Annotated in this window: 22 protein-coding genes; 11 read left to right on the forward strand and 11 right to left on the reverse strand. The window is 60.3% G+C overall.

Translation table 11 applies throughout. The features are described 5' to 3' along the window. Window positions 1–9: 9 nt before the first annotated feature. Complete coding sequence (locus BLW70_RS05045; RefSeq protein ID WP_008156668.1) at window positions 10–366, forward strand: hypothetical protein; 357 nt, start codon at window positions 10–12, stop codon at window positions 364–366. Window positions 367–370: 4 nt separating this feature from the next. On the opposite strand, the gene BLW70_RS05050 is transcribed toward BLW70_RS05045, so the two are convergent. Both BLW70_RS05050 and zigA read right to left on the reverse strand, forming a co-directional pair. Further along, window positions 371–1,021 (reverse strand): DUF1826 domain-containing protein, encoded by a 651-nt coding sequence (locus BLW70_RS05050; protein WP_074872156.1) that lies wholly within the window; start codon window positions 1,019–1,021, stop codon window positions 371–373. Continuing rightward, the gene (zigA, locus tag BLW70_RS05055; RefSeq protein WP_074872157.1) at window positions 1,021–2,229 is read right to left on the reverse strand and encodes a zinc metallochaperone GTPase ZigA; all 1,209 of its coding nucleotides are present in this window, start codon (window positions 2,227–2,229) and stop codon (window positions 1,021–1,023) included. Before zigA ends, BLW70_RS05050 begins: the two co-directional genes overlap by 1 nt. A 267-nt stretch (window positions 2,230–2,496) precedes the next feature. Between zigA and folE2 the strand changes: the two genes are divergently transcribed. The 7 genes from folE2 to BLW70_RS05090 are packed head-to-tail and all read left to right on the forward strand — an operon-like array spanning window position 2,497 to window position 8,607. After that, window positions 2,497–3,393 carry a GTP cyclohydrolase FolE2 gene (gene folE2, locus BLW70_RS05060; RefSeq protein ID WP_074872159.1) on the forward strand — a complete coding sequence of 299 codons (897 nt, stop codon included), beginning with the start codon at window positions 2,497–2,499 and terminating at the stop codon, window positions 3,391–3,393. Further along, window positions 3,390–4,058 (forward strand): metal ABC transporter ATP-binding protein, encoded by a 669-nt coding sequence (locus BLW70_RS05065; RefSeq protein WP_074872161.1) that lies wholly within the window; start codon window positions 3,390–3,392, stop codon window positions 4,056–4,058. Before folE2 ends, BLW70_RS05065 begins: the two co-directional genes overlap by 4 nt. After that, window positions 4,058–4,924 carry a metal ABC transporter permease gene (locus tag BLW70_RS05070; RefSeq protein WP_074872163.1) on the forward strand — a complete coding sequence of 289 codons (867 nt, stop codon included), beginning with the start codon at window positions 4,058–4,060 and terminating at the stop codon, window positions 4,922–4,924. Before BLW70_RS05065 ends, BLW70_RS05070 begins: the two co-directional genes overlap by 1 nt. Before the next feature lie 11 nt (window positions 4,925–4,935). Continuing rightward, on the forward strand, window positions 4,936–5,811 hold the full coding sequence (locus BLW70_RS05075; protein WP_074872165.1) for a metal ABC transporter substrate-binding protein: 876 nt from the start codon (window positions 4,936–4,938) through the stop codon (window positions 5,809–5,811). Further along, a complete protein-coding gene (locus tag BLW70_RS05080) occupies window positions 5,808–6,368 on the forward strand; it encodes a gamma carbonic anhydrase family protein (protein WP_046044954.1) in 561 nt (186 codons plus the stop codon). The genes BLW70_RS05075 and BLW70_RS05080 overlap by 4 nt, the downstream gene beginning before the upstream one ends. Before the next feature lie 2 nt (window positions 6,369–6,370). Further along, window positions 6,371–7,708, forward strand: a complete 1,338-nt coding sequence (locus BLW70_RS05085) for a dihydroorotase (protein ID WP_074872167.1) — start codon at window positions 6,371–6,373, stop codon at window positions 7,706–7,708. 17 nt (window positions 7,709–7,725) lie between these two features. Then, complete coding sequence (locus BLW70_RS05090; protein WP_074872169.1) at window positions 7,726–8,607, forward strand: His/Gly/Thr/Pro-type tRNA ligase C-terminal domain-containing protein; 882 nt, start codon at window positions 7,726–7,728, stop codon at window positions 8,605–8,607. 23 nt (window positions 8,608–8,630) lie between these two features. On the opposite strand, the gene BLW70_RS05095 is transcribed toward BLW70_RS05090, so the two are convergent. Further along, window positions 8,631–9,152, reverse strand: a complete 522-nt coding sequence (locus BLW70_RS05095) for a DUF3617 domain-containing protein (RefSeq protein WP_074872171.1) — start codon at window positions 9,150–9,152, stop codon at window positions 8,631–8,633. A 132-nt stretch (window positions 9,153–9,284) separates the two neighbouring features. Here BLW70_RS05095 and cls point away from each other — a divergent pair, with 132 nt between their 5' ends. After that, window positions 9,285–10,724 carry a cardiolipin synthase gene (gene cls, locus BLW70_RS05100; RefSeq protein WP_074872173.1) on the forward strand — a complete coding sequence of 480 codons (1,440 nt, stop codon included), beginning with the start codon at window positions 9,285–9,287 and terminating at the stop codon, window positions 10,722–10,724. Here the strand turns inward: cls and cfaB are convergent. From cfaB to hflK (BLW70_RS05130), 5 genes are all read right to left on the reverse strand, one after another. Then, entirely contained in the window at window positions 10,721–11,908 is a 1,188-nt protein-coding gene (gene cfaB / locus BLW70_RS05105) for a C17 cyclopropane fatty acid synthase CfaB (protein ID WP_074872175.1), read from the reverse strand. The two genes, cls and cfaB, sit on opposite strands and share 4 nt — an antisense overlap. Window positions 11,909–12,135: 227 nt before the next feature. After that, a complete protein-coding gene (locus BLW70_RS05115) occupies window positions 12,136–14,046 on the reverse strand; it encodes a cation-translocating P-type ATPase (RefSeq protein ID WP_074872179.1) in 1,911 nt (636 codons plus the stop codon). Next, a complete protein-coding gene (hflK, locus tag BLW70_RS05120; protein WP_074872180.1) occupies window positions 14,043–15,101 on the reverse strand; it encodes a protease modulator HflK in 1,059 nt (352 codons plus the stop codon). Before hflK (BLW70_RS05120) ends, BLW70_RS05115 begins: the two co-directional genes overlap by 4 nt. Next, entirely contained in the window at window positions 15,098–16,132 is a 1,035-nt protein-coding gene (hflC, locus tag BLW70_RS05125) for a protease modulator HflC (protein ID WP_074872182.1), read from the reverse strand. Before hflC ends, hflK (BLW70_RS05120) begins: the two co-directional genes overlap by 4 nt. Further along, window positions 16,129–18,087, reverse strand: coding sequence for a protease modulator HflK (gene hflK / locus BLW70_RS05130; protein ID WP_074880416.1), 1,959 nt, complete (start codon window positions 18,085–18,087; stop codon window positions 16,129–16,131). Before hflK (BLW70_RS05130) ends, hflC begins: the two co-directional genes overlap by 4 nt. A gap of 212 nt (window positions 18,088–18,299) precedes the next feature. Here hflK (BLW70_RS05130) and lpdA point away from each other — a divergent pair, with 212 nt between their 5' ends. Beyond that, a complete protein-coding gene (gene lpdA, locus BLW70_RS05135; RefSeq protein ID WP_074872183.1) occupies window positions 18,300–19,700 on the forward strand; it encodes a dihydrolipoyl dehydrogenase in 1,401 nt (466 codons plus the stop codon). A 124-nt stretch (window positions 19,701–19,824) separates the two neighbouring features. On the opposite strand, the gene BLW70_RS05140 is transcribed toward lpdA, so the two are convergent. Then, window positions 19,825–20,301, reverse strand: coding sequence for an Lrp/AsnC family transcriptional regulator (locus BLW70_RS05140; protein WP_074872185.1), 477 nt, complete (start codon window positions 20,299–20,301; stop codon window positions 19,825–19,827). A 145-nt stretch (window positions 20,302–20,446) separates the two neighbouring features. On the opposite strand from BLW70_RS05140, the gene BLW70_RS05145 reads away from it, so the two are divergent. After that, window positions 20,447–21,076, forward strand: a complete 630-nt coding sequence (locus BLW70_RS05145) for a LysE family translocator (RefSeq protein ID WP_074872186.1) — start codon at window positions 20,447–20,449, stop codon at window positions 21,074–21,076. On the opposite strand, the gene BLW70_RS05150 is transcribed toward BLW70_RS05145, so the two are convergent. Continuing rightward, window positions 21,077–23,197 (reverse strand): hypothetical protein, encoded by a 2,121-nt coding sequence (locus BLW70_RS05150; RefSeq protein ID WP_074872189.1) that lies wholly within the window; start codon window positions 23,195–23,197, stop codon window positions 21,077–21,079. It lies immediately after the preceding gene. Then, window positions 23,184–24,380, reverse strand: a complete 1,197-nt coding sequence (locus BLW70_RS05155; protein ID WP_074872191.1) for a DUF3142 domain-containing protein — start codon at window positions 24,378–24,380, stop codon at window positions 23,184–23,186. The genes BLW70_RS05150 and BLW70_RS05155 overlap by 14 nt, the downstream gene beginning before the upstream one ends. Between the last annotated feature and the right edge of the window lie 53 nt (window positions 24,381–24,433).

Genomic DNA, 24,433 nt, shown 5'->3' on the forward strand with positions numbered 1-24,433 from the left:
GAGGTAAGGATGCGGTTGATGGGATTGTCGTTGCTCCTGGCACTCACTTCAGGTGAAGCGCTGGCCCAAGCTTGCGTGGTACATAGCACGGCTGCGCGACTCGACGTGAAAGTCTGCCAGCAAAACCGCAACATCCCGGAAAAACTGTTCGCCGACGGTTTCTGCCAGCCGAACCTTCCTGGCCAGAAAGTCGAGGTGCAGTACGTCGATCAATGCCCCACCGGTGCGTTCGGCGTGTGCAGCAACGCCCAAGTCGCCAATATGCCTTACCGGCAGGATATTCACTATTACGGCGTAGCCACGGATGCGGCGTATTTGAAGCCGTTTTGCGAAGCCCAGAGCCAGGGCACCTGGCTCAAGCCGTGAGCCGCTAGCTCAACCAGTCGAGTGTCAGGATCAGCCGCCGCTCACCGGACCCAAGCTGTGGCGAGCGGTGAATCAGGCCGAAGCCTTCGTTGCCATGCCATTTCTCGCCTTTGAGCAACGCAACTTCGCCGCTGGCGATCTGCTCGATCAGCGGCCCGTCCTGGGGTTCGGCTTCGGGCTTGCCCAGTTGTCGGCGATCCATCGCACCTTCCTTCAGCCACTGGCTGCCGATCCCGCAATACGTGGTGATCAGCCGCACCGGCACGTGATCGACGTGGAAACGCGGGCACATGGCCTTGTCCAGGACCCGCAGGCGCAAGCCGACACGCTTGGCGCCCAGCAAACAGGCGAAAGCACTGACCAGCCAGGAGATGTCGGCGATGAAACCTTCGTAACCTTCGAGATCGCTGAAACCTGAGGCCAATCCGTGAAGATTGGGTTCGGTGTCATCGCTGGGCAGTTCCAGGACCAGCGACTCGGCCAGCGGATCGTTCAGGGACAGCAGCAAACTCCCGAAATCAGCGATGTGCGCCGGCAGTTGGCGCTGCCAAACGGCTAGGTTTACGCCGTCATCCAGTACTCGAGTCAACGCTTTGGGCGTCTCACCTTGAACCTGATAAATGATCGGCCGTAGCTTCAGACTGGGTGCCAACATCAGGCTGCCTCCTCGTCGTGCCACGGGCCAAATGGATCTGCCAGCAATCGCCAGCCCTCGACGCCTAACGCCATTTCATCGTCGGTCAGCAGGCAATTGTCGAGTTCGTCGGTGAGTTGCGCGAAGTCGATGTTCTGGCCGATGAACACTAGTTCCTGGCGGCAATCGCCAGTGGTTGCGGTCCAGTTTTCCATGATCCCGGCGGTACTTTCTTCGTCCTGCGGCCACTGGGTTTTCGGCACGAAACGCCACCAGCGCCCGGCGAAACCATGGCGCATCAATCCGCCGGCCTGGGACCAGCTACCGGCGTCCATGTGCTTGCTGGCCAGCCAGAAGAAGCCCTTGGAGCGCAGCAGTTTGCCGTTCACCCACGGGCGGTCGATGAAGCTGAAAAAGCGCTGCGGATGAAACGGTCGGCGTGCTCGGTAGGCTGTCGAGGCGATGCCGTATTCCTCGGTTTCGGGCACGTGTTCGCCACGCAACTCCTTAAGCCAGCCCGGTGCCTGGGCGGCCTTTTCGAAGTCGAAACGACCGGTATTGAGGATTTTCTTCAGCGGCACTTCACCCATGACCATCGGAATGATTTCGGCCTGGGCATTGAGCCGTTCGAGGATCGCGATCAACTCTTGGCGTTCGCTGCTGCTGATCAAGTCGATCTTGCTGATCAAAATCACGTCGGCGAATTCGATCTGCTCGATCAACAGGTCGGTGATCGAGCGTTCGTCCTCTTCACCCAAGGTATCACCACGGGATGCGAGGCTTTCGGCGGCCTGATAGTCGAGCAGGAAGTTCATGCCATCGACCACGGTGACCATGGTGTCGAGCCGGGCGATGTCGGCCAGGCTCTGCCCTTCTTCATCGCGGAAAGTGAAGGTTTCCGCCACGGGCAGCGGCTCGGAAATGCCGGTGGACTCGATCAATAAATAATCAAAGCGACCCTCTTTGGCGAGTTTGCTCACCTCCTCCAGCAAGTCTTCGCGCAAGGTGCAGCAGATGCAGCCATTGCTCATCTCCACCAGTTTTTCTTCGGCACGATTCAGGCTGACATCGCGCTGGACCTCGCCGCCATCGATGTTGATTTCGCTCATATCATTGACGATCACGGCGACGCGCAGGTTGTCGCGATTACGCAGTACGTAGTTGAGCAGCGTGCTTTTGCCAGCGCCGAGAAAGCCCGACAGGACGGTTACGGGGAGACGATTGGGCATCAGGTATTCCTCACAGAGATGCCCGGTCGCAGTGTCGGGCTTACCTGATGTTATAGTATAACAACACAATCAAGCCACTCTCCTCTTGCCTGCGATGACAAAGAGCACAATGCACAAGCCCATTCTGATTGTTGCGAGCGTTGGAGATGACTCAGGTTTCACTCCGCGCTGGCCTGTACATGATGAAAGTCTGTTCATAAAAAAGGCGTGGTCGATTTCAATGTAATAACATAACATTGAGAATCAACTTCCACGACGGACCTGCTCATGAATGCGCTGACTCTGCCGGATATTGCCGCGCAGGCATCACGCCAAGCCCTGCCACTCGACTGGGTAGGCATGTGCGGCATTGCTCTTCCTGTTTTGTTCGATGGCCAACGATTGAGTGCAATGGTTGACGCCGGCGTTAGCCTCGACGATGGCGAGGCGCGCGGGATTCATATGTCGCGGCTGTACTTGGCGCTGGAAATGCTCGAGCAAGAAAACCTGACACCCGCTTTGTTGCGGCAAGTGTTACAGCGTTTTCTCAAGACTCATGAAGGACTCTCCAACAGCGCGTACATAAAAATCCACACTGATTTACTGCTCAAAAGACCAGCGCTGGTCAGCCCATTGGCCGGCTGGAAAACTTATCCAGTGAGCATCAAAGCTCGTTTGAAAAACGCGATGTTCCACGTGGAACTAAAAATCGACGTGCCTTATTCCTCGACTTGTCCGTGTTCGGCCGCGCTTTCCCGGCAGCTGATTCAGCAGCAATTCGTCGATGACTTCGCCAACAAGCCGCTGCAACATGCCGATGTTTTGTCTTGGCTTGGCTCGACAAAAGGCATCGTCGCAACGCCTCACAGCCAACGGAGCACTGCGAGATTGCGGCTTCGACTGGACGATTTTCTGGATGACTTGCCGCTGATCGCGATCATCAACGACGCCGAAGCGGCTCTCGGCACCGCCGTGCAAACCGCTGTAAAACGCGCCGATGAACAAGCCTTCGCGCTGGCCAACGGTCAGAACCTGATGTTCTGCGAAGACGCCGCACGACGTTTGAACCTGGCCTTGAAACGCGCCCCCGGCATCAACGCCTTCCACATACGAGTCGTCCACGCGGAAAGCCTCCACGCCCACGATGCGGTCGCCGAAAGCCGCTGGAATTGGGAGGCCGCATGATTCATTGCCAAGCCTTGCGTTGGGGTGCACCCGGCCAGCCACTGACTCCGCCCGTGGATTTCGAACTGGCCAAAGGAAGCCTGACCGCGGTCATCGGTGCCAATGGTTCGGGTAAAAGCAGCCTGCTGAAAGTCATCGCCGGCTTGCAAAAACCGCTGACCGGCAAAGTCATCCTGGATGTTCCACGCAAGGGCAGCCTCTCGTTCCTGCCCCAGCAACAACACCTGGACCGGCAATTCCCCATCAGCCTGCAAGAGCTTGTGGCCGCTGGTTTCTGGGGCAGCACGCAGTCTCCCGAGATACGCAGACAACGCCTCAAAGCCGTGCTGGAAAACTGGTGCCTGAGCGGACTGGAACAACGCCCATTGATGGCCTTGTCCGGCGGTGAGTTACAACGTGCCCTGCTCGCCCGTTTGAGTCTCGCCGACGCACCATTGCTATTGCTCGACGAACCCCACGCCGCCCTCGACGAGCTCGGTCAGGCACTGCTCTGGAAACACATTCACGCCTGGCATGCCGAAGGCCGAACCCAGTTGATCGTGTGCCATGACCTGACCGCCGTTCGCCAACACATTCCTCAAACGTTGCTGATCAAAAGCACCGGCTGCGTCCTCGGATCGAGCGTTGATCTGATCCACCAACAACCCCACACGCGGGTGGCCTGATGCTCGCAGCCGCTCATCTTTGGCAACCGTTCCACGAGTTCGTGTTCATGCGGCGAGCGCTTCTCGGCGGATTGGTTCTGGCATGCAGCACCGCACCGTTGGGCGTGTTTTTGATCCTGCGACGCATGAGTCTGATCGGCGACGCGGTGGCCCACGGCATTTTGCCGGGGGCGGCATTGGGCTTCTGGTTTGCCGGATTGAGTTTGCCGGCGCTGACCGTCGGCGGGCTCGGTGCCGGTCTGGGCATGGCCGGACTCGCTGCCTGGATCACCCGTCGAACCGGCCTGCGAGAAGACGCCAGCCTCGCCGCGATCTACCCAATTTCCCTGGCCTGCGGTGTGCTGATCCTCGGCATCGCCGGTAAACGTCTGGACCTGTTGCACCTGTTGTTTGGGTCGGCGCTGGCGGTCGATGGCCCGACGTTGACCGGTATGGTGTGGGTCTCGGCATTCAGCCTGATTGCCATGGCCTTCATCTATAAACCGCTGTTGCTGGACACCCTCGATCCACTCTTTCTGCAAACCGTCAGCCGACTCGGCCCCTTGGCTCATGGCGTATTTCTGACCCTGGTGGTGCTGAACCTGGTGATCGGTTTTCAAGCCATCGGCGCGCTGATGGTGGTCGGTTTGATGATGTTGCCCGCCGCCGCGTCGCGCTTCTGGAGTCGTCGCTTGCCGACATTAATCGCCATCGCCGCCCTGCTCGGCTGCCTCTCGGTGTGGCTCGGACTGTTGCTGTCGTTCTACTACTCACTCCCCAGTGGCCCGGCGATCGTGCTGGTGGCTGGCGGTTTGTATCTGCTGTCCGTGGTGTTCGGACCGGTGCACGGTTTGCTGCGCCGCCCGCCTTTGTTCACATCCCAATGAGGTGTTACCCGATGCGCGCTTTACTCGTGCTGTTCAGTTTGCTGCTGTCGATGTCGTTGTCTGCGGCGGAAAAACTTCAGGTAGTCACCAGTTTCAGCATCCTCGCCGACATGACCCACCAAGTCGGCGGCGACCATATCCAGATCACCAACATGGTCGGCCCTGATGCCGATGCTCACACGTACGAGCCGACACCGGACGACGCCAAGGCGTTGCTCAAAGCCAAACTCATCATCAAAAACGGCTTGGGTTTCGAGCCATGGCTGGACCGCCTGGTGACCAGCACCGAGACCCAAGCGCCAGTGATCAGCGCGAGCCGCGGCGTCATCCCGCGCGCCCTGGATGAAGATGGCGAGACGATTCCCGACCCGCACGCCTGGCACAATCTGGCGAACGCTGAGCTGTATATCGGCAACATCACCAAGGCGCTGACCGCCGCCGACCCGACGAATAAAGCCGACTACGAACGCAACAGCCAGGCTTACCTGAAAAAGGTCTACGCGCTGCTTGCCGAAGCCAAGGCCAAACTCGGCTCGCTGCCACCGGGCAATCGCAAAATCGTGACGTCCCATGACGCCTTCGGTTACCTCGGTCAGGCTTACGGTATCGACTTCATGGCGCCTCAAGGCCTGTCCACTGAACGTGAACCGTCAGCCGCCGAAGTCGCTGCACTGATCACCCAGATTCGCCAGGCCAAGGTCAAAGCGGTGTTCATGGAAAACATCAAGGATGCCCGCCTGCTCAAGCAGATTGCCGATGAAAGCGGCGCGCACATCGGTGGCACGTTGTACTCCGATGCGCTCGCGGCGACCGGTCCGGCCAGCACCTTCATCGGGTTGTTCGAGTACAACCTCAACATCCTGTACAACGCGCTGAGCAAGCCATGATCCGCAAGAACCCTTCCGGTGATTTGCCGGTGATCGCGGAATCTGCCTACGTGGATAAAACCGCCATCATCTGCGGCAAAGTGGTAATCGGTGAGAACGTCTTCGTCGGCCCTTACGCGGTGATTCGGGCCGACGAAGTAGATGCCTCGGGCGAGATGGAGCCGATCACCATCGGCGCCAACTCGAACATCCAGGATGGCGTGGTGATCCACTCCAAGTCCGGGGCGGCAGTGACCATCGGCGAATTCAGTTCCATTGCCCACCGCTCGATCGTTCATGGTCCGTGCAAGGTTGGCGACCGGGTGTTTATCGGGTTCAACAGCGTGCTGTTCAACTGCGTAGTGGGTGACGGTTGCGTGGTGCGGCACAACTCGGTGGTCGACGGTCGCGACCTGCCCGAAGACTTCTATGTGCCCTCCACCACCCGCATCGGCCCGAAGACAGATCTGTCGCAGTTCCCACCGGTGAGCGTCAGCGCCTCGGAGTTTTCCGAGGACGTGGCGCGCACCAACGTCGATCTGGTGCGCGGCTACAAAGCCCTGCAGAACGAGTTCTGACCATGAGCAGTGTGCTGATTCGCAATGCCCGGCTGGTGAACGAAGGCCGGGAGTTTGACGGTGATCTGTTGGTGAGCAACGGGCGAATCGTGAAGATCGCCAGCAGCATCCACGGCGAAAACGCCGACGTGGAAATCGATGCCCAAGGGGAATGGCTGCTGCCCGGAATGATCGACGACCAAGTGCACTTCCGCGATCCAGGCTCGCCAGACAAGGGCAGCTTCTACAGCGAATCGCGGGCTGCGGTGGCCGGTGGCATCACCAGCTTCATGGACATGCCCAACACCCATCCGGCGACCCTGACCCTCAGCGCATTGGCCGACAAAAAGCATCGGGCGGCGATCAGCTCTGTCGCCAATTACGGCTTTCATTTCGGCGTGAGCAACGACAATCTCGACACCGTTGCCAGTCTCAATCCCTGTGAAGTTGCCGGCGTCAAAGTGTTCATGGGTGCTTCCACCGGCAATATGCTGGTGGATGACCCGAGGATTCTCGAGCGGCTATTCGCCGAGGTGCCGACCCTTTTGTTGGCCCACTGCGAACACACGCCCAGCATCGACGCCAATGCCGCGAACCTGCGTGACTTGTTCGGCGAACACCTTCCAGCGGCGGCCCACCCGCTGATCCGTAACGCCGAGGCCTGCTTTCGCTCCTCCTCAATGGCGGTAGACCTGGCCAGGCGTCACGGCACCCGACTGCACGTTCTGCACCTGACCACTGCCCGCGAACTGGCGTTGTTTGAAGACAAGCCGCTGGCCCAGAAACGCATCACCGCCGAAGTCTGTCTGCACCATTTGTTGTTCGATGATCGGGATTACCCGAGCCTCGGCAACCTGATCAAGTGCAACCCGGCGATAAAAACCCAGGCCGACCGCGATGCCTTGCGTGAAGCACTGCTGAGCCATCGCCTCGACGTGATAGGCAGCGATCACGCGCCTCACACCTGGGCTGAAAAACAGAGGCCGTACAGCCAGGCGCCTTCCGGTTTGCCATTGGTGCAGCACGCCCTGCCCGCACTGCTGGAATTGGTCGCGGATGCGATTGTGCCGATCACTACGCTCGTCGCAAAAACCAGTCACCGGGTTGCCGATCTGTTCGCCATTCCCGACCGCGGTTATCTGCGCGAAGGCTATTGGGCTGACCTCGTTATGATCAAACCCGAACCCGGCGGCGTCGCCGTTTCCCAGCAGCCGATCCTGTCTCAATGCGGCTGGACACCTTTTGCCCGACAGCGTTTTCGCCACAGCGTCAGCACCACGATCGTGTCGGGGCAAATTGCCTGGCACGACCAACGTCTTAATGACAACTGCCAGGGTTTACCCCTACGGTTTATGCGCTAGCACTCGGGAGCACCGTCATGATCCACATTACCCTGAGCGATGGTTCACTGCGTGAATACGACCAGCCACTGTCGGTGTACGAGCTCGCCGCAAGTATCGGACCGGGACTGGCGAAAGCGGCGGTGGCCGGCCGGGTAGACGGCATCCTGGTGGACTGTGAATACATGATCGAAGCCGATGCCCGGGTCAGCATCGTCACGCCTCAAGAGCCCGACGGGCTGGAGATCCTGCGACGCTCCTGTGTACTGATGCTGGCCATGGCCGTGAAACAACTCCATCCCCAGGTGCAATTGCACGCAGGAACGGCGCTGGGCGACGGGTTCTTTCATGAGTTATCTGCCGAGCAACCCTTAACGCGAACAGACCTGCCACTAATCGAAGCCCGTATGCAGACGCTGGCGGCGACCAATCACTCGATTCGCCGTCAAGAAAAGACGCCGCTGTACCGCCTGGGGAACGTCGAATCTACGACTGCCGACCCGCATGTTCCCGCGACCAGAGTGCTGCAAGCGTTCACCCTCGATCACATCAGCAGTACGTTGCCGCAACGGATTTACGGTACGTGCTGGTCCTGCCAACAAGAGCTTGATAACTGGCGGACACCGCCACACGTCATGATCGTCAGCATGGACCAACGTCAGGCGGATTACGCGCAGTCGGTAACCGAGGCATTGCGCAGAAGTGGCGTGCGCGCCCGTGCGGACCTGCGTCACGAGAAAGTCCGCCAAAAAATTCGCGAGCACAGTCGGCACGTGCCGTATCTGCTGGTGATCGGGGAGAAAGAAAAAGTAGGTAAGTTTGTCAGTGTGCGCAGTCGCGCTGGAGAGGATTTCGGAAGGATGAGCGTTGAGACGGTGTGTGAGTGGTTGAATCAGGCCCGCTCCCACACGGTCGTGTAGGGCGCGGGCCTGCTGACGAGTTTTTAAGCTCTCGGCTTGACGGTCCCGCAATCCTGCCCCAACCACACGGCGCGGCTTTCGAGGCTACCCTTCTGCTGAATACCGGTAGCGTTGAACGTGCCGTTAACCTTGGTAGTGAACTCACGATCGCTAAGGAAAGTGGCGACGCCAGCGCCCTGCGCTTTCGGACAGCTGAAGCGGAATTTCCACTGATTACCGGTGCGGTCGGTGATTTCCTGCTTGCAGCCCGACTGCGGATCGGTCAGCGGAATGTCGTCGGTCTTTACCTGTTCCGGCGTCAAGCACGCCCGAATCCCTTTACCGCCCATGGTGATGCCCTGTTTTTCGAGCTGCGCGCGCTGCTGAGGGGTCATCTGGCTCTGTATCTGGCCAAGGATCAGCTGCAAATCCGGGAGGTTCTGGTCATCGACCTTCATGTTGCTTGTGGTCATTTCCCACAAACCGGGCTGCAACATCTGCGCCTGAGCGGCCACAGGAAGTGACAAACCAACAGCCATGGCCAAACCCAGCAGACGAACGTTCATCGAGTAACTCCTGATCAGTTGTGGCCGTTAGACGTCAGCCAGTGGCTTCGGTTCATGGGCCAATTAAATAGCGACATTCTGCACGGAACATGGTCTGTTAAGCATTGAATCTTCAGGAGCAAGGCATGCCCCATGGATTACTTTGGACCGCATATTTTCGGCTACATGATTGCACTGCTTCACACGCTGGGCCTGGTCGCTGCCCTCCACGCCGTGCTCACCGTCCGGACCGCCCAGGGATCAATCGCCTGGGCCCTGTCGTTGGTGTTTATTCCCTACCTCACGCTCATCCCCTATCTGGTCTTCGGCCGCAGCACCTTCGATGGCTACATCAAGGCCCGGCGCCAGGCCAACGAAGAAATGCGCAAGGCGATCTCCGAACTCAACTGGCGTCCTTGGGTAGAAGAGGCGCTGACCGCTCGCGCCTCAAGTGCCTACGCGTCCTTGAGGGCCATGCCGAAACTGGGACGGATGCCGTGCCTGGCGAACAACGAAGTGCGTTTGTTGATCGATGGCCAGGCCACCTTCAACGCCATATTTGAAGCCATCAGCAACGCGAAGGAAGCGGTACTGATTCAGTTTTTCATCATCCACGACGATCGCCTCGGGCAACGCCTGCAAACCTTGCTGCTGAAGAAAGCCGCCGAAGGCGTGGCGGTTTATTTGTTGTACGACCGCATCGGCAGCCATTCCCTGCCTCACAGTTACGTGCAGCCACTGCGCGATGCCGGCGTCGAAGTCAAAGCCTTTGCCACCCGCAGTGGCTGGCTCAACCGCTTCCAGGTCAACTTCCGCAACCACCGCAAGATTGTGGTGGTCGATGGAGTGCTGGGTTTCGTCGGTGGGCACAATGTCGGCGACGAATACATGGGCGAGAAACCTCCGCTGGCACCGTGGCGCGATACCCATGTGCAAGTCCGCGGGCCAGTGGTGGCCTGCATGCAGGAATCTTTTGCCGAAGACTGGTTTTGGGCTGCCCGCTCATTGCCGCCGCTGATTCTGCCGGACGTTTACCCGGACGATGGCGTGCTCTGCCAATTGCTCGCCAGCGGCCCGGCGGATTCCTACGAAACCTGTTCGTTATTCTTCGTCGAAGCCATCCACGCCGCCACCGAACGAGTGTGGATCACCAGCCCCTATTTCATCCCTGACGAAGCTGTGTTCGCTGCGTTGCGGCTGGCTGTTCTGCGCGGTGTCGATGTGCGATTGCTCCTGCCCTCACGACCGGACCACCGAATCGTCTACGCCGCTTCCAGCCTTTATGCCTTCGAAGCCGTGCGCGCCGGTGTGCGGGTGTTCCGCTACGAGCCGGGCTTCCTGCATCAGAAAGTGGTGTTGATCGACAGCGAAATCAGCGCCATTGGCAGTGCCAATCTGGACAACCGCTCGTTCCGGCTGAATTTTGAAGTGATGTTGTTGACGGTCGACAGCGCCTTTGCCGCCGAAGTAGAACAGATGCTCAACGATGACTTCGCCCAGGCTCACGAGATTGCCAAAGAAGAAAGCCGGGAGACCCGCCGCCTGCAACAAATCGGCATGCGGGTCGCCCGGCTTATTTCCCCGATCCTTTAAGGGTTGTAGATATCGTCTCGCGTCCATGGCAGTTCATGGCTGCCATCGGGGTGGGTTTTTACCGCGAGAATCTGGTGCAGATTGATCCAGCCCTTGGCGAATGCGTAGGCGCATCCCGCCAGGTACAGCCGCCAGATCCGCAACGCCTGCTCTGGCACCAGCCTGGAAGCCGCTTCCAGATTGTCTTCCAGGCGTTCGCTCCAATGGTCCAGCGTACGCGCGTAATGCAGGCGCAGACTTTCGACGTCGACAATCTCCAGCCCAGCTTCGCTGATCTCGGCAGAGATCATCGACAGGTGCGGCAGCTCGCCATTGGGGAACACATACTTCTCGATGAATTCGCCGGCACCGCGCCCCACCGGACGGCCGTCGATGTGTTTGGCGGTGATCCCGTGGTTCATCACCAGGCCACCCTCCTTCACCGCACCGAACAAGGTCTTGCAGTACTCGGCCAGATTGGCGTGGCCGACGTGTTCGAACATGCCGACACTGACCACTTTGTCGAAGCGCCCGTCCTGAGGCAGGTCACGGTAGTCCAACAGTTGCAGTTCGATCAGGTCGTCCAGGCCTTCGGCGGTCACCCGTTCACGGGCGAGTTCCAGTTGCGCTTTACTGAGCGTGATCCCGAATACCTTCGCGCCAAACTCCCGGGCGGCATAGCGTGCCAGCCCGCCCCAACCGCAGCCGACATCCAGCAGATATTCCCCCGGTTGCAGCCGCAGCTTGCGGCACAGGTGGCGGAATTTGGCTTGCTGGGCTTGTTCCAGCGTTTCGCTGCCGGTCTCGAAATAGGCGCAGGAATACGCCATGTCACTGTCGAGCCATAGCTGATAAAACGCGTTGGATAGGTCGTAGTGGTAGGAAATCGCCTTGGCGTCGGTTTCCTTGTCGTGAACGGTGCGCACCGGCTGACTGTCGTCGTCCTCGCTCACCAGCGCCTGGCTCCATTCATCGCAGACGCGAATCACGTCGCTGATGGAGCCTTCCAGCTCAAGTTTACCTTCGACAAACGCCGCTCCGAGCGCGTCCAGGCTTGGGTGAGTGAACTGGGTAACCATTTGTGGGTCCTTGACCACAATAGTGACGCTGGGCGTCGGCCCCAGATTGAATTCATGGCCGTCCCAGAGTCGCAGGCGTAACGGTAGCTGCAGATTCTGTAAGGCCGGAGGAAGGTGCGCGAGCATGGAGAGTCCCTCTAGTTTCAGACCGTCTGATGTGAGGGTAGACCATCCTTGAAAAATAGCTGGCTAACGAATTGATCGCCCTTTTCCATGATTCGTAACGCTCGAACCCACCGTCGCGAATTCACAAAAGTGATTGCCCTCACGTAGATGACTACGAATTCGTCGTACAGTTCTGAAAACTTCAAACCGCCCGGGATCGCGCTATTTAGAGCATTCACCCGGCGGCCTCAATCCTCATCCTCAAGCTTGAGCAAGGGTTCCTGAAAACGCAGTAAACGCCCGGCGTTCCCCAACACCAGCAGCGTGCTGAAATTGTGCAATAGCGCAGCAATCATCGCACCCGCAGCGCCAAGCCAGCCGAAAGCGGCGAAAGCTACAATCGCCAGCGTCCAGCCCAGACCGATGATCACGTTAACCTGCAAGGTGTGCCGGCATTGGCGACTCAAGCGCACACACGTGCCGAGTCGACGCAGGTCGCTGCCGATCAGCACGATGTCGGCCGAAGCCAGCGCAATGTCCGCCCCGCCTGCGCCCATGGCGACGCCAACCACCCCGGCCTTGAGCGCCAGCGAATCGTTGATCCCGTCTCCCACGACCATCGGCCGGAAGCCGCTGCCGATTTCCTTCAGCACGCGATTGAGTTTGTCCTCGGGCAACGCTTGAGCTTCAACGTCGCTGATCCCGACATTACGCGCCAAGGTGTGTGCGACGCTTTGCCGATCACCTGTCAACAGCAACTGCCGGCCCAACCCCAATTCACGTAGCTCGCTCAAGGCAAATCGAGCCTCGGGTTTGACGCTGTCAGCCAACAACAACCAGGCAAGGAATTCACCGTTGAGCGCCAGTCCGGCAATCGGGCCATCGTGGTCGGGGACATTTGAAGTGGCGATACCCAATTGCGCGAATAACTCCGGACGACCGAGCGCCGCCTCGCCCTGCTCCGTCATCGCCACCACGCCCAACCCCTGACGCTCGTGGATGTCGGAGAGCAGCAGGAAATGTTCCTGGGTGACCAACCCGGCGAGCGCGCGGCTGACCGGATGACTGCTGGCTGAACCGAGGCTGGCAGCGAGTTTAAGGACGTGACTGCGATCCTCGAGCGGACTGTCGATGGATTGCAAACGCAAGGTGCCAAAGGTCAGGGTTCCGGTCTTGTCGACCACCAGTGACGTCAGGTCTGCCAACTCTTCGAGGAACGCGGAGCTGCGAATCAGAATCCCGTGCCGAGCGGCCACCGCCACCCCGGCAATCGCCGTGGCGGGTGCCGACAACACCAGCGCGCAAGGACAGGCCGCCACTAACACGGCGAGCATGGCCTGGGCATCGTTAGTGACGAACCAGGTCACGGCGGCCAGCAGCAACACCAGCACCATGTAGCTGCCGGCGTAGCGTTCCAGCAAACGCGTGATCGGTGGTTTGGAACGCTCGGCACTTTGCATCAGCGCGATGACTTTGCCGAGGGTCGACTCATTGCCGGTGCGAGTCACCTCGATGCGCAGCAGACCGTCGAGGTTGATCGCGCCGCCGAAGACTTGCATGCCGACGCCCGCCTCCATCGGCACCGATTCGCCAGTAATCGAAGCGGTGTCCAGGCTCGCCTGACCCGACAACACCCGACCATCCGCCGGCACTCGATCACCTGCGCGCACCTCGACCAGGTCGCCCGCCTTGAGTGTGCCGTTATCGACTTCGACGATAGAGCCATCGGCCTGAACTTTGCGCGCGTGGCTGCGCGTCAGTTTGCCGAGGGCGCGAATCGCCTCCTGCGAGCCGATCACGCTGCGCTCTTCCAGCACGTGACCGAAGATCATGATGATCGGCAGCAACGCCGCGGTCAGCAGATCACCCGTGGCCCACGCCCCGAGCATCGCCAGGGCGATCAACTGATCAGTGATCCCGTGCAGGCTCGGGTAACGCAGGCTGTACCAGGCTGAACGCATCACGGGCACGGCGACCAATAACGAAGCAAAGCCCAGCAGCAATTGACTGACGCCCGTCTGCTCCGGCGACAACCAGCGCCAGGTCAGGCCGAGCGCGAGCAGGCCAAGTGCGAGCATGGCCAAGGTCAACTGGCGGGCGGCGCTGCGTTGTTCAGCCGAGGACAACATGCTCGGTGCGGCGGCGGTTGGGGTGGTCATTGTGCAGCTCCCTGAATGATCAGGCGGGAATCGTCTTTCGGATTGACCGTGGTCACCGAACCGGCCTGACCGAGAATCTTCGGCATCCGCTCGCGATAGATGCGCAGCAGCATTTGCGGGTCGGTCCCTTGTTGTTGCGCCTTGGCCAGGCTCAACACCGTGGCCGTGTCCGCCGAGGCTTTGGCCAGCCGTTCGCTCGCTTGGGCGTGAGCGACTTGCAGCGTGCGATCGGCTTGTTCGTTGGCGGTCTGAGTCAGTTTCTCCGCTTCGGTGCGAGCATTGGCCACGGCTTTGTCGGCTTGTTGACTGGCGGTCAGAACAGCGTTGAAAGCGTTGACCGCGGGCCCGGGCAGACTCGATTGCACGTCGACTCGTGCCACTTCAATGCCTAACCCCTGCCCGGTCGCGGTCAGGTCAGCCAGGCGCCGATTGATGCCTTGCACCAGATCACCGCGTAGCCGTTCGCGCCGTTCGGCAGCCTGTTTATCCGCACCGATGAGTTCTGGGCGCGCCACCAGAATGGTGTCCAGATCTCGTGCGGCAGTGAGGGTCACCGCGCTGCGAGTCACCAATCGATCCAATGCCGGCAACACATGTTCGCCTTGCAGGACGAAGGCATAGGGCTCGGTGACTTTGTAGAAAACCCGCACATCCAGTTGCACCACGCCCGCGTCACCGGTGAGCAGATATCCCGAGCCGGCGAGTGCATCGCTGATCGGTGTGGCGAAACTCGCCACTCGGTCTGCCTGCAATGCTGCATCGGTGCGCAACAGGTTTTCCACCCGACGCTCCATCACCCGATCCGCCGCGGGCAACAAAATCACCTGCTCAAACGGACGGGGCCAGGCCAATAGCAGACCCGCATTCTGGATGCGATCCAGTGCGCCGAAGTGCAAAACCACCGCGCGATTTTGCGGATCAATCTGCCGCACATTGGAAAATGCCCACACCAAAGCGGCCAGCACTGTCACGGCATAAAGAGCCAAAAAAGCCAATCGCCCCGCCTGAATCCAGGGACTGCTTAACTCGTTTGTTCCACGTGGAACTAATTTCATGGCTGCGACCCGGACTTGTTATCGAGGGTCGGCGGACCGTCAACCAACACCCGGAACGGCGCGGCGTCCGTGCGCAGAATCAGTTTTGTGCCGGGCGTGACGATCGTGCCTAGTGTGTCGAGGGAGCGCAGCAGGTTGTAGAGCTGTGGCGATCCGGCGTAGGCACGACCGTAAATTTGTGCGGCTTCGACGCGCGATTGCGCTTCAATATCGGCCGCTTTCACCGTCGCATCGGCTTGTACGATTCGTGCATCACGCTCGGCGGCAGAACGGATTTGCGCCGCTTCGCGCTTGCCGATGGCTGTGCGTTCGGTGGCGATTGTTTCACGCTCGGCACGCATGCGATCAACCGTAGCGGTGAGGGTTACCGACGGCAAGGTCAGACGCTCGATGCCGACTTGCAGCACCCGCACGCCGTAAGTGGTGAGTAGCTGCTGATCGATTTGCTGACGCAACTGCGCTTCAAAGTCAGCGATGCGTACTTGGTTGGCGTCAGTGTTCACCAGGTTAGCCAGATCAAAACTGCTGGCCGTGGTTTCCAGCGCCGACCCCACAAACGTGCGAATCTGCCGCGCGGCTTCGTCTGGCTGATTCTGTACGGCGCGCATGAAGCGTTGCACGTTGTCCGGATCGCCCTGAACCTGCCAGGCCACATAAGCCTGAACGATGATGCGCAAACCGTCCCGCGTACCCACGTCCTGTAAACCACTCGAGGTCGTGCGCAGTCGCAGATCGACAGGAATCGCCGCTTCAAAAGGAGCAGGCCAGCGCCAGCCAAGACCTGGTTCCAGCAATACCCGCGACGGATTACCGAAACGCGTGATCACCGTGGCCTCCCCCGAACGCACTTGAACCAGGCTCGCCGCCGCGATGGCGAACGCCACCAGCAACGCTGCCCAGCCCATTCGCCGCCATGGGAACGGGCCCGCTTCCTGGGGATCACCGTGGTGGTGATGGCCGTGATGATGTCCGCCATGACCGTGATCGTGGCCAGTGTGGTCATCGTGATCGTGAGTGTGCGACTGGCTCAATTGGCAGCTCCTGGCTGAGCGGTTTTACGCGCCGGCGCCGGATCAGCCGGCAGCGTGAAGGTACGGAGGTCAATGGTCGGCGCGTTACTGCTGCCGCCCAGGCGATGATCGAGCACCAGCGATTTGGCATTGGCCAAGCCCTGGGACAGTTGACTCAAGTACTGCTCCAGCACGAAGGCCTGGCCGGCGCTGGCGTAGGCTTTTTGCTCGGCACTGAATTTCAGGTCAGCCGCTTGGGCGGTGGCGTTGATTTCACGTGCGCTGGCCGTCGCTTGATCGCGAGCGATGCTGGCCTGCAATTGCGCCTGGTTGGTGGCTTGCGCCGCCGCCCCACGCTCGCGGGAAATCAATGCCTGGGCGCCAATCTGCGCAGCCTGGACGCCGTGATAAGCATTGGCGGCACGGGCCGGCGGATGAATCGCCTCGACCACGGTGGCGAGAATTTCCACGCCGCTGTCGAGTTTGTGCAGGTCAGCCTGTACCGCCCGGCCAATCTCTTCGGCGAGCCCGACCCTGTCCGCGCCGAGCAAACCGTCGAGGGTACGCGAGGCGAAATCGTGGACCAGAATCCGGCTGGCGGTGCTGCGAATCAGCGTCGGGACATCGGCACTGTTGTAGGTCGCCGCCAACGCCGCTTGATCGCTCAGGCCGATGCGGTAGACGAAACGCACGTCCATGTTGACGATCTGGAAGCTCTGCTTGTCGGCTCGACTGCTGGCGATAACCTGGGATTTGTCATTCACATGGCTCGCGTCCCACAAGCGATTGGCAATCGCGGGCGCCGGGCCTTCAGCGGGATCGGCCACGACCGGCGCCGGTGTGTCGCCCACACTGGTGGCCAACTCGTGGACCACACCGTTCTCGACGCTCAACACTCGGCCCAACGGCCAAGGCAAACCTGCGTGCAAACCGGGACCGAACACCTCCACCGGTTTGCCGAATCGCTCGTAGATGCCCCGCCCTTGCATGGGGATTTCGTGAATGCCGGTAAGTGACCAGCCCACTATCGAAACCACGGCCAGCACCGGCAAAAAAGCCCGACGCATGTAGGTGAAAGCCCAGATCTGTCGCAGGTCGATGCCGAAGCGGTTGTGCAATTCGTGCTGCAATGCCAGCAAAGGTTGCGGCGGCCAGCGCAGCATGTCGGCGACGAAGCTGCGCGCCAGCAACGCCGGTTCGAGTTGTTCGCGCTGCGGGCTGAACAATGACAGCATCGCGCGCAGCAGCAGCTCGGCGGCGACCAACCCTGGTAGCAAACCCATCAGTACCGCCAGACGCACCGGCCAGACCGAGGTTTCGCTCCCAAGCAACAGGCACAAAGCGCTGAGCACCAGACCAATGATCGCCACTCGAGTCAGCTGCGCCAGCGACGCTGCTTCGGGCCACTGGGCGGCGTTTTCCTGTGCCAGTTGTCGCTCCAACACCAACAAACCGAAAGCCAGCAACAAGGACAGCGCTGCACCGACACTGGCCGACACTCCCAGTGCGGCTGGCGGCAGTGCAAGGTTCCAGACCTGTTCGATGCTCACCAACGTCAACAGCGACCAACCCGCGAGCCACAGTGTCGGCGCGCCGATCTGCACCAGCATTCGCAACCATCGCTGGCTGAGCCTATCCAGCAGCCGTTCGTACCAACCCACCGGGGCAACGACTTCGTCAGCAACGACAACCTGCACCACTGGGTTCAATGCCCGCGCACGCCACTGCGTCACCCACCAGGCCGATTGCAAACCGGCGACCAGCACCAGCAAACCGGCGCTCTGATTGACCAGCAACGCGGGCCACAGGGACTGTGGCGCAAACAACCCAACAAAAAACGCCAGCAACCAACCAATTACCGCCAGAGCGCCGAGACCGATTGCGAACTGACGCAATCGCCGCCCTTGAAAAACCGCCTGCTGGAAACGCGGCAGCCCGGCTACTTGCGTCCCATCGACATCGAGATCGACTTGCATACCACCCCAGTTATCGTTGCTCATATCGCAATTCGTTACGATATAACGAAAGCCGTGAAATTTCCGTTCTTAAATGCTGCATCTAAAAGCGCTCAACCTGTCGCTTGGCTGAAGCCTTGACCGAACTGCCGCGCAACGCACATATTACGCTCGTAATTTTATCCAGGAACTACGGTTACCCATTCCGATCCGATTCACTCCAGGAGTACACCATGAGCATCTATGACGTCGTGATTCTGGGCGGAGGCCCCGGCGGTTATAACGCGGCGATCCGCGCCGGTCAGTTGGGCCTCAGAGCAGCCTGCATAGAAGGACGCGCCACGCTCGGCGGCACCTGCCTGAACGTCGGGTGCATGCCGTCAAAAGCGTTGCTGCATGCTTCCGAACTCTACGACGCTGCCATGGGCGCGGAATTCGCCAACCTGGGGATCGAAGTCAAACCCACACTCAACCTCGCGCAGATGATGAAACAAAAGGATGAAAGCGTTGCCGGGTTGACCAAGGGCATCGAGTTTCTGTTTCGCAAAAACAAAGTCCACTGGATCAGGGGCTGGGGCCACATCGACGGGCCCGGCAAAGTCACGGTGACCGACAACCAGGGCGGCAAGACCGAACTGACCGCGAAGAACATCATCATCGCCACCGGCTCCGAGCCCACTCCCCTGCCCGGCGTAGACATCGACAACAAACGCATCCTCGATTCGACGGGCGCACTGTCGCTGGCTGAAGTGCCCAAGCATCTGGTGGTGATCGGCGCTGGAGTGATCGGTCTGGAGCTGGGTTCGGTGTGGCGGCGTCTGGGCGCTCAGGTGACGGTAATCGAGTTTCTCGACCGGATCTGCCCCGGTGTGGACAGTGAAGCCGGCAAAACCCTGCAACGTTCGTTGAGCAAGCAGGGCATCGACTTCAAATTGAGTTGCAAAGTCACCAGCGCCACACCCTCGGCGACCGGCGTTCAGCTCAGCGTCGAGCCCGCGGCTGGTGGCACGGCCGAAACGATTGAAGCGGACTACGTGCTGGTATCCATCGGACGCCGGCCTTACACCCAAGGCCTGGGGCTGGAGAACGTTGGCCTCGCCACGGATAAACGCGGCATGCTCGCCAACAAGCGCCATCGCACTGAAGCGGCTGGTGTCTGGGTGATTGGCGACGTCACGTCCGGGCCGATGCTCGCCCACAAGGCCGAAGACGAGGCCATGGTCTGCATCGAGCAGATTGTCGGCAAGGCGGCCGAGGTCAACTACGACCTGATCCCCAATGTGATCTACACCAAACCCGAGCTGGCTAGCGTCGGCAAGACCGAAGAACAGCTCAAGGCCGAAGGTCGCGCCTACAAGGTCGGCAAGTTTCCCTTCACCGCCAACAGCCGGGCCAAGATCAATCACGAAACCGAAGGCTTCGCCAAAGTGCTGGCCGATGAGCGCACCGACGAGATTCTCGGCGTGCACCTGGTGGGTCCAAGCGTCAGTGAAATGATTGGCGAATATTGCGTAGCCATGGAGTTCAGCGCTTCTGCCGAAGACATCGCCCTGACCTGCCATCCACACCCGACCCGCTCCGAGGCCTTGCGCCAGGCGGCGATGAATGTGGAGGGGATGGCGACGCAGATGTAATGGTGTTGCCCCTGATCGTTCCCACGCTCTGCGTGGGAATGCAGCCCGGGGCGCTCCGCGTCCCTTCCGAAGCCGAACGCGGAGCGTCCGTTGAGGCATTCCCACGCAGAGCGTGGGAACGATCTTAGTTCGCGGGTAAATGTTCCAGCGGCAACGCCCCCGGGGTCTTCACCGTATGAATCGCAAAGTTGCTGCGGATGTCGCTCACGCCCGGCAACTTCAGCAACCGCCCCGTGAGAAAACGGTCATAGGCGCGCAGGTCCGGCACCACCACTTGCAGCAGAAAATCCGATTCCCCTGACACCAGAAAAGCCGAAATCACCTCGGGCAACGCGGTCACGGCCAGGCGAAAGGCTTCGGCCTGTTCATCGTTGTGCCGTTCGACCTTGACCCCGACAAACACCGTCAGCCCAAGCCCCACTTCGTCGCGATCCAGATTGGCCTGGTAACCGCGTATGACCCCGGCTTCTTCAAGCATCCGTACCCGGCGCAAACAAGGCGAGGCGGACAGGCCGATCTCGTCAGCCAGTTGCACATTGCTCAGGCGACCGTCCCGTTGCAGGGCTGCGAGAATCTTGCGGTCATAGGCGTCGAGTTTCATGATTTGGCAGATCCTGATGGTTTTCCTGCAATTGAGTGGCAGGTTATGCCAACCACAAGCATTTTAGAAGCGAACTACGCAACCACCTGCCCCGCCCTTCGCCCATAGACTGGCCGTACCGAATCGACAACGAAGGGGGTGCAACGTGGCAGGACTCTGGGTGTTTTTCATGGCGCTGGCGGTGGTCTATCTGTTGCCGGGCCCGGACATGATCCTGCTGTTGCAGACCGGCGCTCGTCAGGGCAAAGGCGCGGCGTTGGCCACTGCGGTGGGTCTGGGCATTGCCCGCGGTTGCCATGTGGCCTTGGCAGCGTTGGGGTTGGCGGCACTGTTCAAGGCTGCGCCCTGGACGTTCGACGTGGTACGCCTGGCCGGGGCCGCCTATCTGCTGTGGATCGGCATTCAATGCCTGCGAACCACTATGCTGCCGAATTTGCACGGAGCAGACGCCACCACCGAGAAACCTCGCTGGCGCGCAGCGATCCAGCGCGGTTTGCTGACTAACCTGCTCAACCCCAAAGCCTTGCTGTTCTGTTCGGTGCTGCTGCCACAATTCATCGATCCACACGACGGACCGGTGCTCGCGCAATTTGCGACCCTCGGGATTGTGCTGGTCGGTGTCGGTTTGCTGTTCGACAGTGCTTACGCACTGACCGGCGCAGCGCTGGGCCGTTGGCTGCAACGCAGTCCTTCAGCCCAGCGCGTGCAGCAGTGGCTGTTCGGCAGCTTGTTGATCGGCTTCGCCGTGCGGCTGACCTTTGTGCAACAAGCCTGATTACGCCAGCGCCTTGCGCTTGCGGCGATTGATCAGCACCAGCGCTACCGCTGTAAACACAACAACGCCGCCCGCTTGCAGCCATTTTTTGTAAGGTCGCAAGGCCGAGCGAACAGGGTCCAATGCCTGGGTTACATAACGTTTGTCAGCGTTCTGGAAATCAGGATAGGGACAATGGAGACCGAAGTTCACTGCCCAATACACGTACGGCCCTTCTTTGACATAGCGTTGGTAGAAGGCGCTTTCTTCTTCAAGGCTGCTGTTCCACCCCGCCGCATCACACAGCACTGCCGCAAAGGCCGCACTGGAATGCGGCAAATTGTCCGCTGCGCGACTGGCTAATGCGGTGGCGACAAAACGATAGTGGTAGCGCTGATCGGGCAGGGCTGCGCTTGCCAGCTGACGTTTGACTTCACCTTCAGCCACTAATGAACCGACCTTGAGTTCGCTGTTTTCGAGACTGTAATTACCACCGAAGGTCGCGTAATCCGGGGACATCTCGTAGCCCAACAACTCCATTCCGTCGAAACGCGCCAGTGTCGCTGCTTGGTAATAAGCGAATGCCCGTTTGGTCGGCCACCATTTGGATTCGGCGTCGTGGCGCCACTGCCCGTACCACGTAGCCTTGTGTTGCAACTCGACGTTCTCGAAGTACGCCGGTGCCTCGTCGTACCGCTCTTCGCGCAGTAAGCGCCGCCCGAGCAAATTGCGCAGTTTCGCCGCCACCGGTAACTGCACATAGTTGTCGCGATCCTGCTGAGTCAGAGGGGGCGGTGCCGGCACTTGAGTGTCGACGTATTGCTTGAGCTCATCGACGGTCAACACCCGCTCGGCGACCGTGGCGGCGTCGAACCAGTAGATATCCTTACTGCGATAAAGCTGATCGAACGCTTGCAGGTAATCCCCGCGTTGCAACGCCAGGATCGCGCTTTCACCCTCGACCCGGCACTTGGGCTGAAGCGTTTCGAAGTCCCAGTCTGGCGTGCGCCGCTCGCCCCACGACTCATTCTGCGGGAAGGCCTGGGCAGCCTTGGCGTATGCCGCGGCAGCCGCGTTTTTATCGCCATCGCGCACGGCCAGTTTGGCCCGCAGCCACCACGCCAGTCCGCCATCACCGGCGTGTTCGAGGAACGCCTTGGCGCTGGCGTAATCACCCTGTTGATAATTCACCGCCGCCAGGCGATCCGCGTTATCGAGGCTGCCGCGGGTGCTGTTTTGCAGCAGTTTGATCAGTTTCAATTCGTTCGGCGGTTGATCACCGAATGACCAGCCCAGTCGGCTGATCAACGACGCGGTCACCAGTTGCTGCACTGGTTTGCCCTCGAGCAACACGGCCAGTTGATCCTCCGGCAGTGCCGCGAGGTCGGCTACCAGCAGTTTCAGCGAGGTGTAACCCACCGCCGAACCCTGCAGGTTTTGCGTGGCATAAAGTTCGATAGCGCGGTTCCAGTCGCCGGCCGTGCGGGCGACGCGGGCTTCTTCGCCGAGGCTGGCGACGCCCAGCTCCAGAGGGTCACTGAAGCCGTCGATGCTCAGTTGACGGGCCTGCTCGAAGGCCTTTGCCGATTGAGCCAACACGTCAGGGCCAGCGTCCGCTTCGGAACTCATGGCAAACAGCGCCCGACCTAGCGAATAAGCCGCCCACGTGCTGCGCAACACCCGTTGATCCGCCGGCAGTGCCAGCACCTTTTGGAAGTACTCGGCGGCCAGTCCATGATCGCCGGCATTGAATGCCACAGCGCCGGCCAGATAGAGCTTGAGCTCCGGCGGAAGGCTCGCGCCCTGACTCTCGACCTCCTGCGCATCGGTCAGGCTGCGCAACTGTTTCACCCGCGCTTGCTGCTCAGCCGTCAAACCGGATTGCTCAGCCTTATCCCGCTGTTCTGCGTAGTCGGGCGCCTCCATGTTATAGGCAGTTTCGCTGACGTTCTTCAGCCCGGCGACCGCATGCCCGAGGCGACTGATTTCAAACCTGAAATTTCCTTCCGGCAGTTCCGCCAGCGACTGACCGCGGTTGTCCAGCAGACGCATCGGGAAATCCGGCCCACAGGCCAGTGCCGAACCCAGCGGCAGGCTGAGGCTCAGGCAAAGCAGATGGCGGGGCCAGTTACGGGTCAACATTCGAACCTCCTTGATCAATATGCGCGCAACGAGCCCAACCCATGGCGCGCTGCCCGCCCGCCGGTATTCGACCGTCGCGCAGGCGGGTGAAGGTAAGCAGATCCGGCCGCTGTTGCAATGCATAACCGGCCAGCGCATCGGCACCGTCACAGCCCTGCACCGCGAGAGTCAGGCGTTCGGGCCAGGCGCTGTCGAGGTTGCCCTGATTGCTGAGGCTGATGTCGTAGAGATCGTTCTGCACCGAGAGTTTCAACGCCAGTCGACTGTCGAGGGCATCGCCGCGCGCCACGGCGCCCAGGGTCGTCAGGCTCCAGGCCCGGCGGTCGCTCGCCAGCGGCAAACGAAACCAGATCAGTCCTGCAAGATGAGCGGGCGGATCGTTGCGCAACTCGGTCGCGAGCCGACTCAGTTGCTGCGGGTCGGCCAGCAATTCCCGGCGCTTGCCGCCTCGTTCTATCGGCACTTCGCTTTCCACTACCGGCGCACTGCCCTCTCCCGGAAACAACGCCACGCCATAAGCCGGCAGCGCCAGATAGAAAGGTTTGGCAGCGATGCGGCTCCAGGCCTTGGTCCATTGCCTAGCCTGATCCGCGTCGAACAAGCCAAGACGCGGATCGCTCACCGCGTGTACCTGCAACACGCTGCTGTCGACTGTGGATAACAATGCCGGCAACTCGGGGCTGTCGAGCCAGGCCGGCAACGCGGTAATGCTCAACGGCAGAGAGGCAGGCAGAACTGCGCGCAGGTGCATAAGAAATTCGCGGTAGGCCGGTAGCCGAGCATTACCGGCATCGTGGTCGATTTCCACGCCGGAGAGATTCAACCCCTGCCCTTGCCAATCGCCGAGGACTTGCCGGATCTGCGCGGTGACTACGTCCCGATCCAGCGACTTGAGTTGGCCATCAAGACGAATCACCGCGATCAGTGGTCGCCCATCGCGTTTGAGCAGCGCCGGGTCAATCCGCGCCCGGCTCCAACCCGCCTCGGGGAATGCCTGCAAGGCCAGCACCCGCAGGGTGGAAAAGTCAGCGCGGCTGTCCCTCAGCGCTGATTCGTGGGCCGGTGTCCATTGCCGTTGCCAGACGTAAAGTTGCTGATCAAGCGGTGGCGCGTCCTGTCGTTCGCAACCGCTGAGCAACGCCATCATCGCCAGCAAACCGATCATGCGAATGAAAAAAACCATCAAAAGTCTTATCCCTGAAATGCAGAAAGGGCCTCTCAAGGCCCTTTTTCGCT

The sequence above is a fragment of the Pseudomonas frederiksbergensis genome (assembly GCF_900105495.1).
GTDB lineage: Bacteria > Pseudomonadota > Gammaproteobacteria > Pseudomonadales > Pseudomonadaceae > Aquipseudomonas > Aquipseudomonas frederiksbergensis.

Bases quoted from the DNA above. Each gene is read 5' to 3' on its own strand.
- cls (WP_074872173.1), top strand. From the start codon at position 9,285: ATGGATTACTTTGGACCGCATATTTTCGGCTACATGATTGCACTGCTT.
- BLW70_RS05075 (WP_074872165.1), top strand. From the start codon at position 4,936: ATGCGCGCTTTACTCGTGCTGTTCAGTTTGCTGCTGTCGATGTCGTTG.
- hflK (WP_074880416.1), bottom strand. From the start codon at position 18,087: ATGCAAGTCGATCTCGATGTCGATGGGACGCAAGTAGCCGGGCTGCCG.
- BLW70_RS05045 (WP_008156668.1), top strand. From the start codon at position 10: ATGCGGTTGATGGGATTGTCGTTGCTCCTGGCACTCACTTCAGGTGAA.
- BLW70_RS05085 (WP_074872167.1), top strand. From the start codon at position 6,371: ATGAGCAGTGTGCTGATTCGCAATGCCCGGCTGGTGAACGAAGGCCGG.
- hflK (WP_074872180.1), bottom strand. From the start codon at position 15,101: ATGAAATTAGTTCCACGTGGAACAAACGAGTTAAGCAGTCCCTGGATT.
- BLW70_RS05115 (WP_074872179.1), bottom strand. From the start codon at position 14,046: ATGACCACCCCAACCGCCGCCGCACCGAGCATGTTGTCCTCGGCTGAA.
- lpdA (WP_074872183.1), top strand. From the start codon at position 18,300: ATGAGCATCTATGACGTCGTGATTCTGGGCGGAGGCCCCGGCGGTTAT.
- BLW70_RS05080 (WP_046044954.1), top strand. From the start codon at position 5,808: ATGATCCGCAAGAACCCTTCCGGTGATTTGCCGGTGATCGCGGAATCT.
- BLW70_RS05065 (WP_074872161.1), top strand. From the start codon at position 3,390: ATGATTCATTGCCAAGCCTTGCGTTGGGGTGCACCCGGCCAGCCACTG.
- BLW70_RS05050 (WP_074872156.1), bottom strand. From the start codon at position 1,021: ATGTTGGCACCCAGTCTGAAGCTACGGCCGATCATTTATCAGGTTCAA.
- zigA (WP_074872157.1), bottom strand. From the start codon at position 2,229: ATGCCCAATCGTCTCCCCGTAACCGTCCTGTCGGGCTTTCTCGGCGCT.
- cfaB (WP_074872175.1), bottom strand. From the start codon at position 11,908: ATGCTCGCGCACCTTCCTCCGGCCTTACAGAATCTGCAGCTACCGTTA.
- BLW70_RS05090 (WP_074872169.1), top strand. From the start codon at position 7,726: ATGATCCACATTACCCTGAGCGATGGTTCACTGCGTGAATACGACCAG.
- BLW70_RS05095 (WP_074872171.1), bottom strand. From the start codon at position 9,152: ATGAACGTTCGTCTGCTGGGTTTGGCCATGGCTGTTGGTTTGTCACTT.
- folE2 (WP_074872159.1), top strand. From the start codon at position 2,497: ATGAATGCGCTGACTCTGCCGGATATTGCCGCGCAGGCATCACGCCAA.
- BLW70_RS05140 (WP_074872185.1), bottom strand. From the start codon at position 20,301: ATGAAACTCGACGCCTATGACCGCAAGATTCTCGCAGCCCTGCAACGG.
- BLW70_RS05070 (WP_074872163.1), top strand. From the start codon at position 4,058: ATGCTCGCAGCCGCTCATCTTTGGCAACCGTTCCACGAGTTCGTGTTC.
- BLW70_RS05155 (WP_074872191.1), bottom strand. From the start codon at position 24,380: ATGGTTTTTTTCATTCGCATGATCGGTTTGCTGGCGATGATGGCGTTG.
- BLW70_RS05150 (WP_074872189.1), bottom strand. From the start codon at position 23,197: ATGTTGACCCGTAACTGGCCCCGCCATCTGCTTTGCCTGAGCCTCAGC.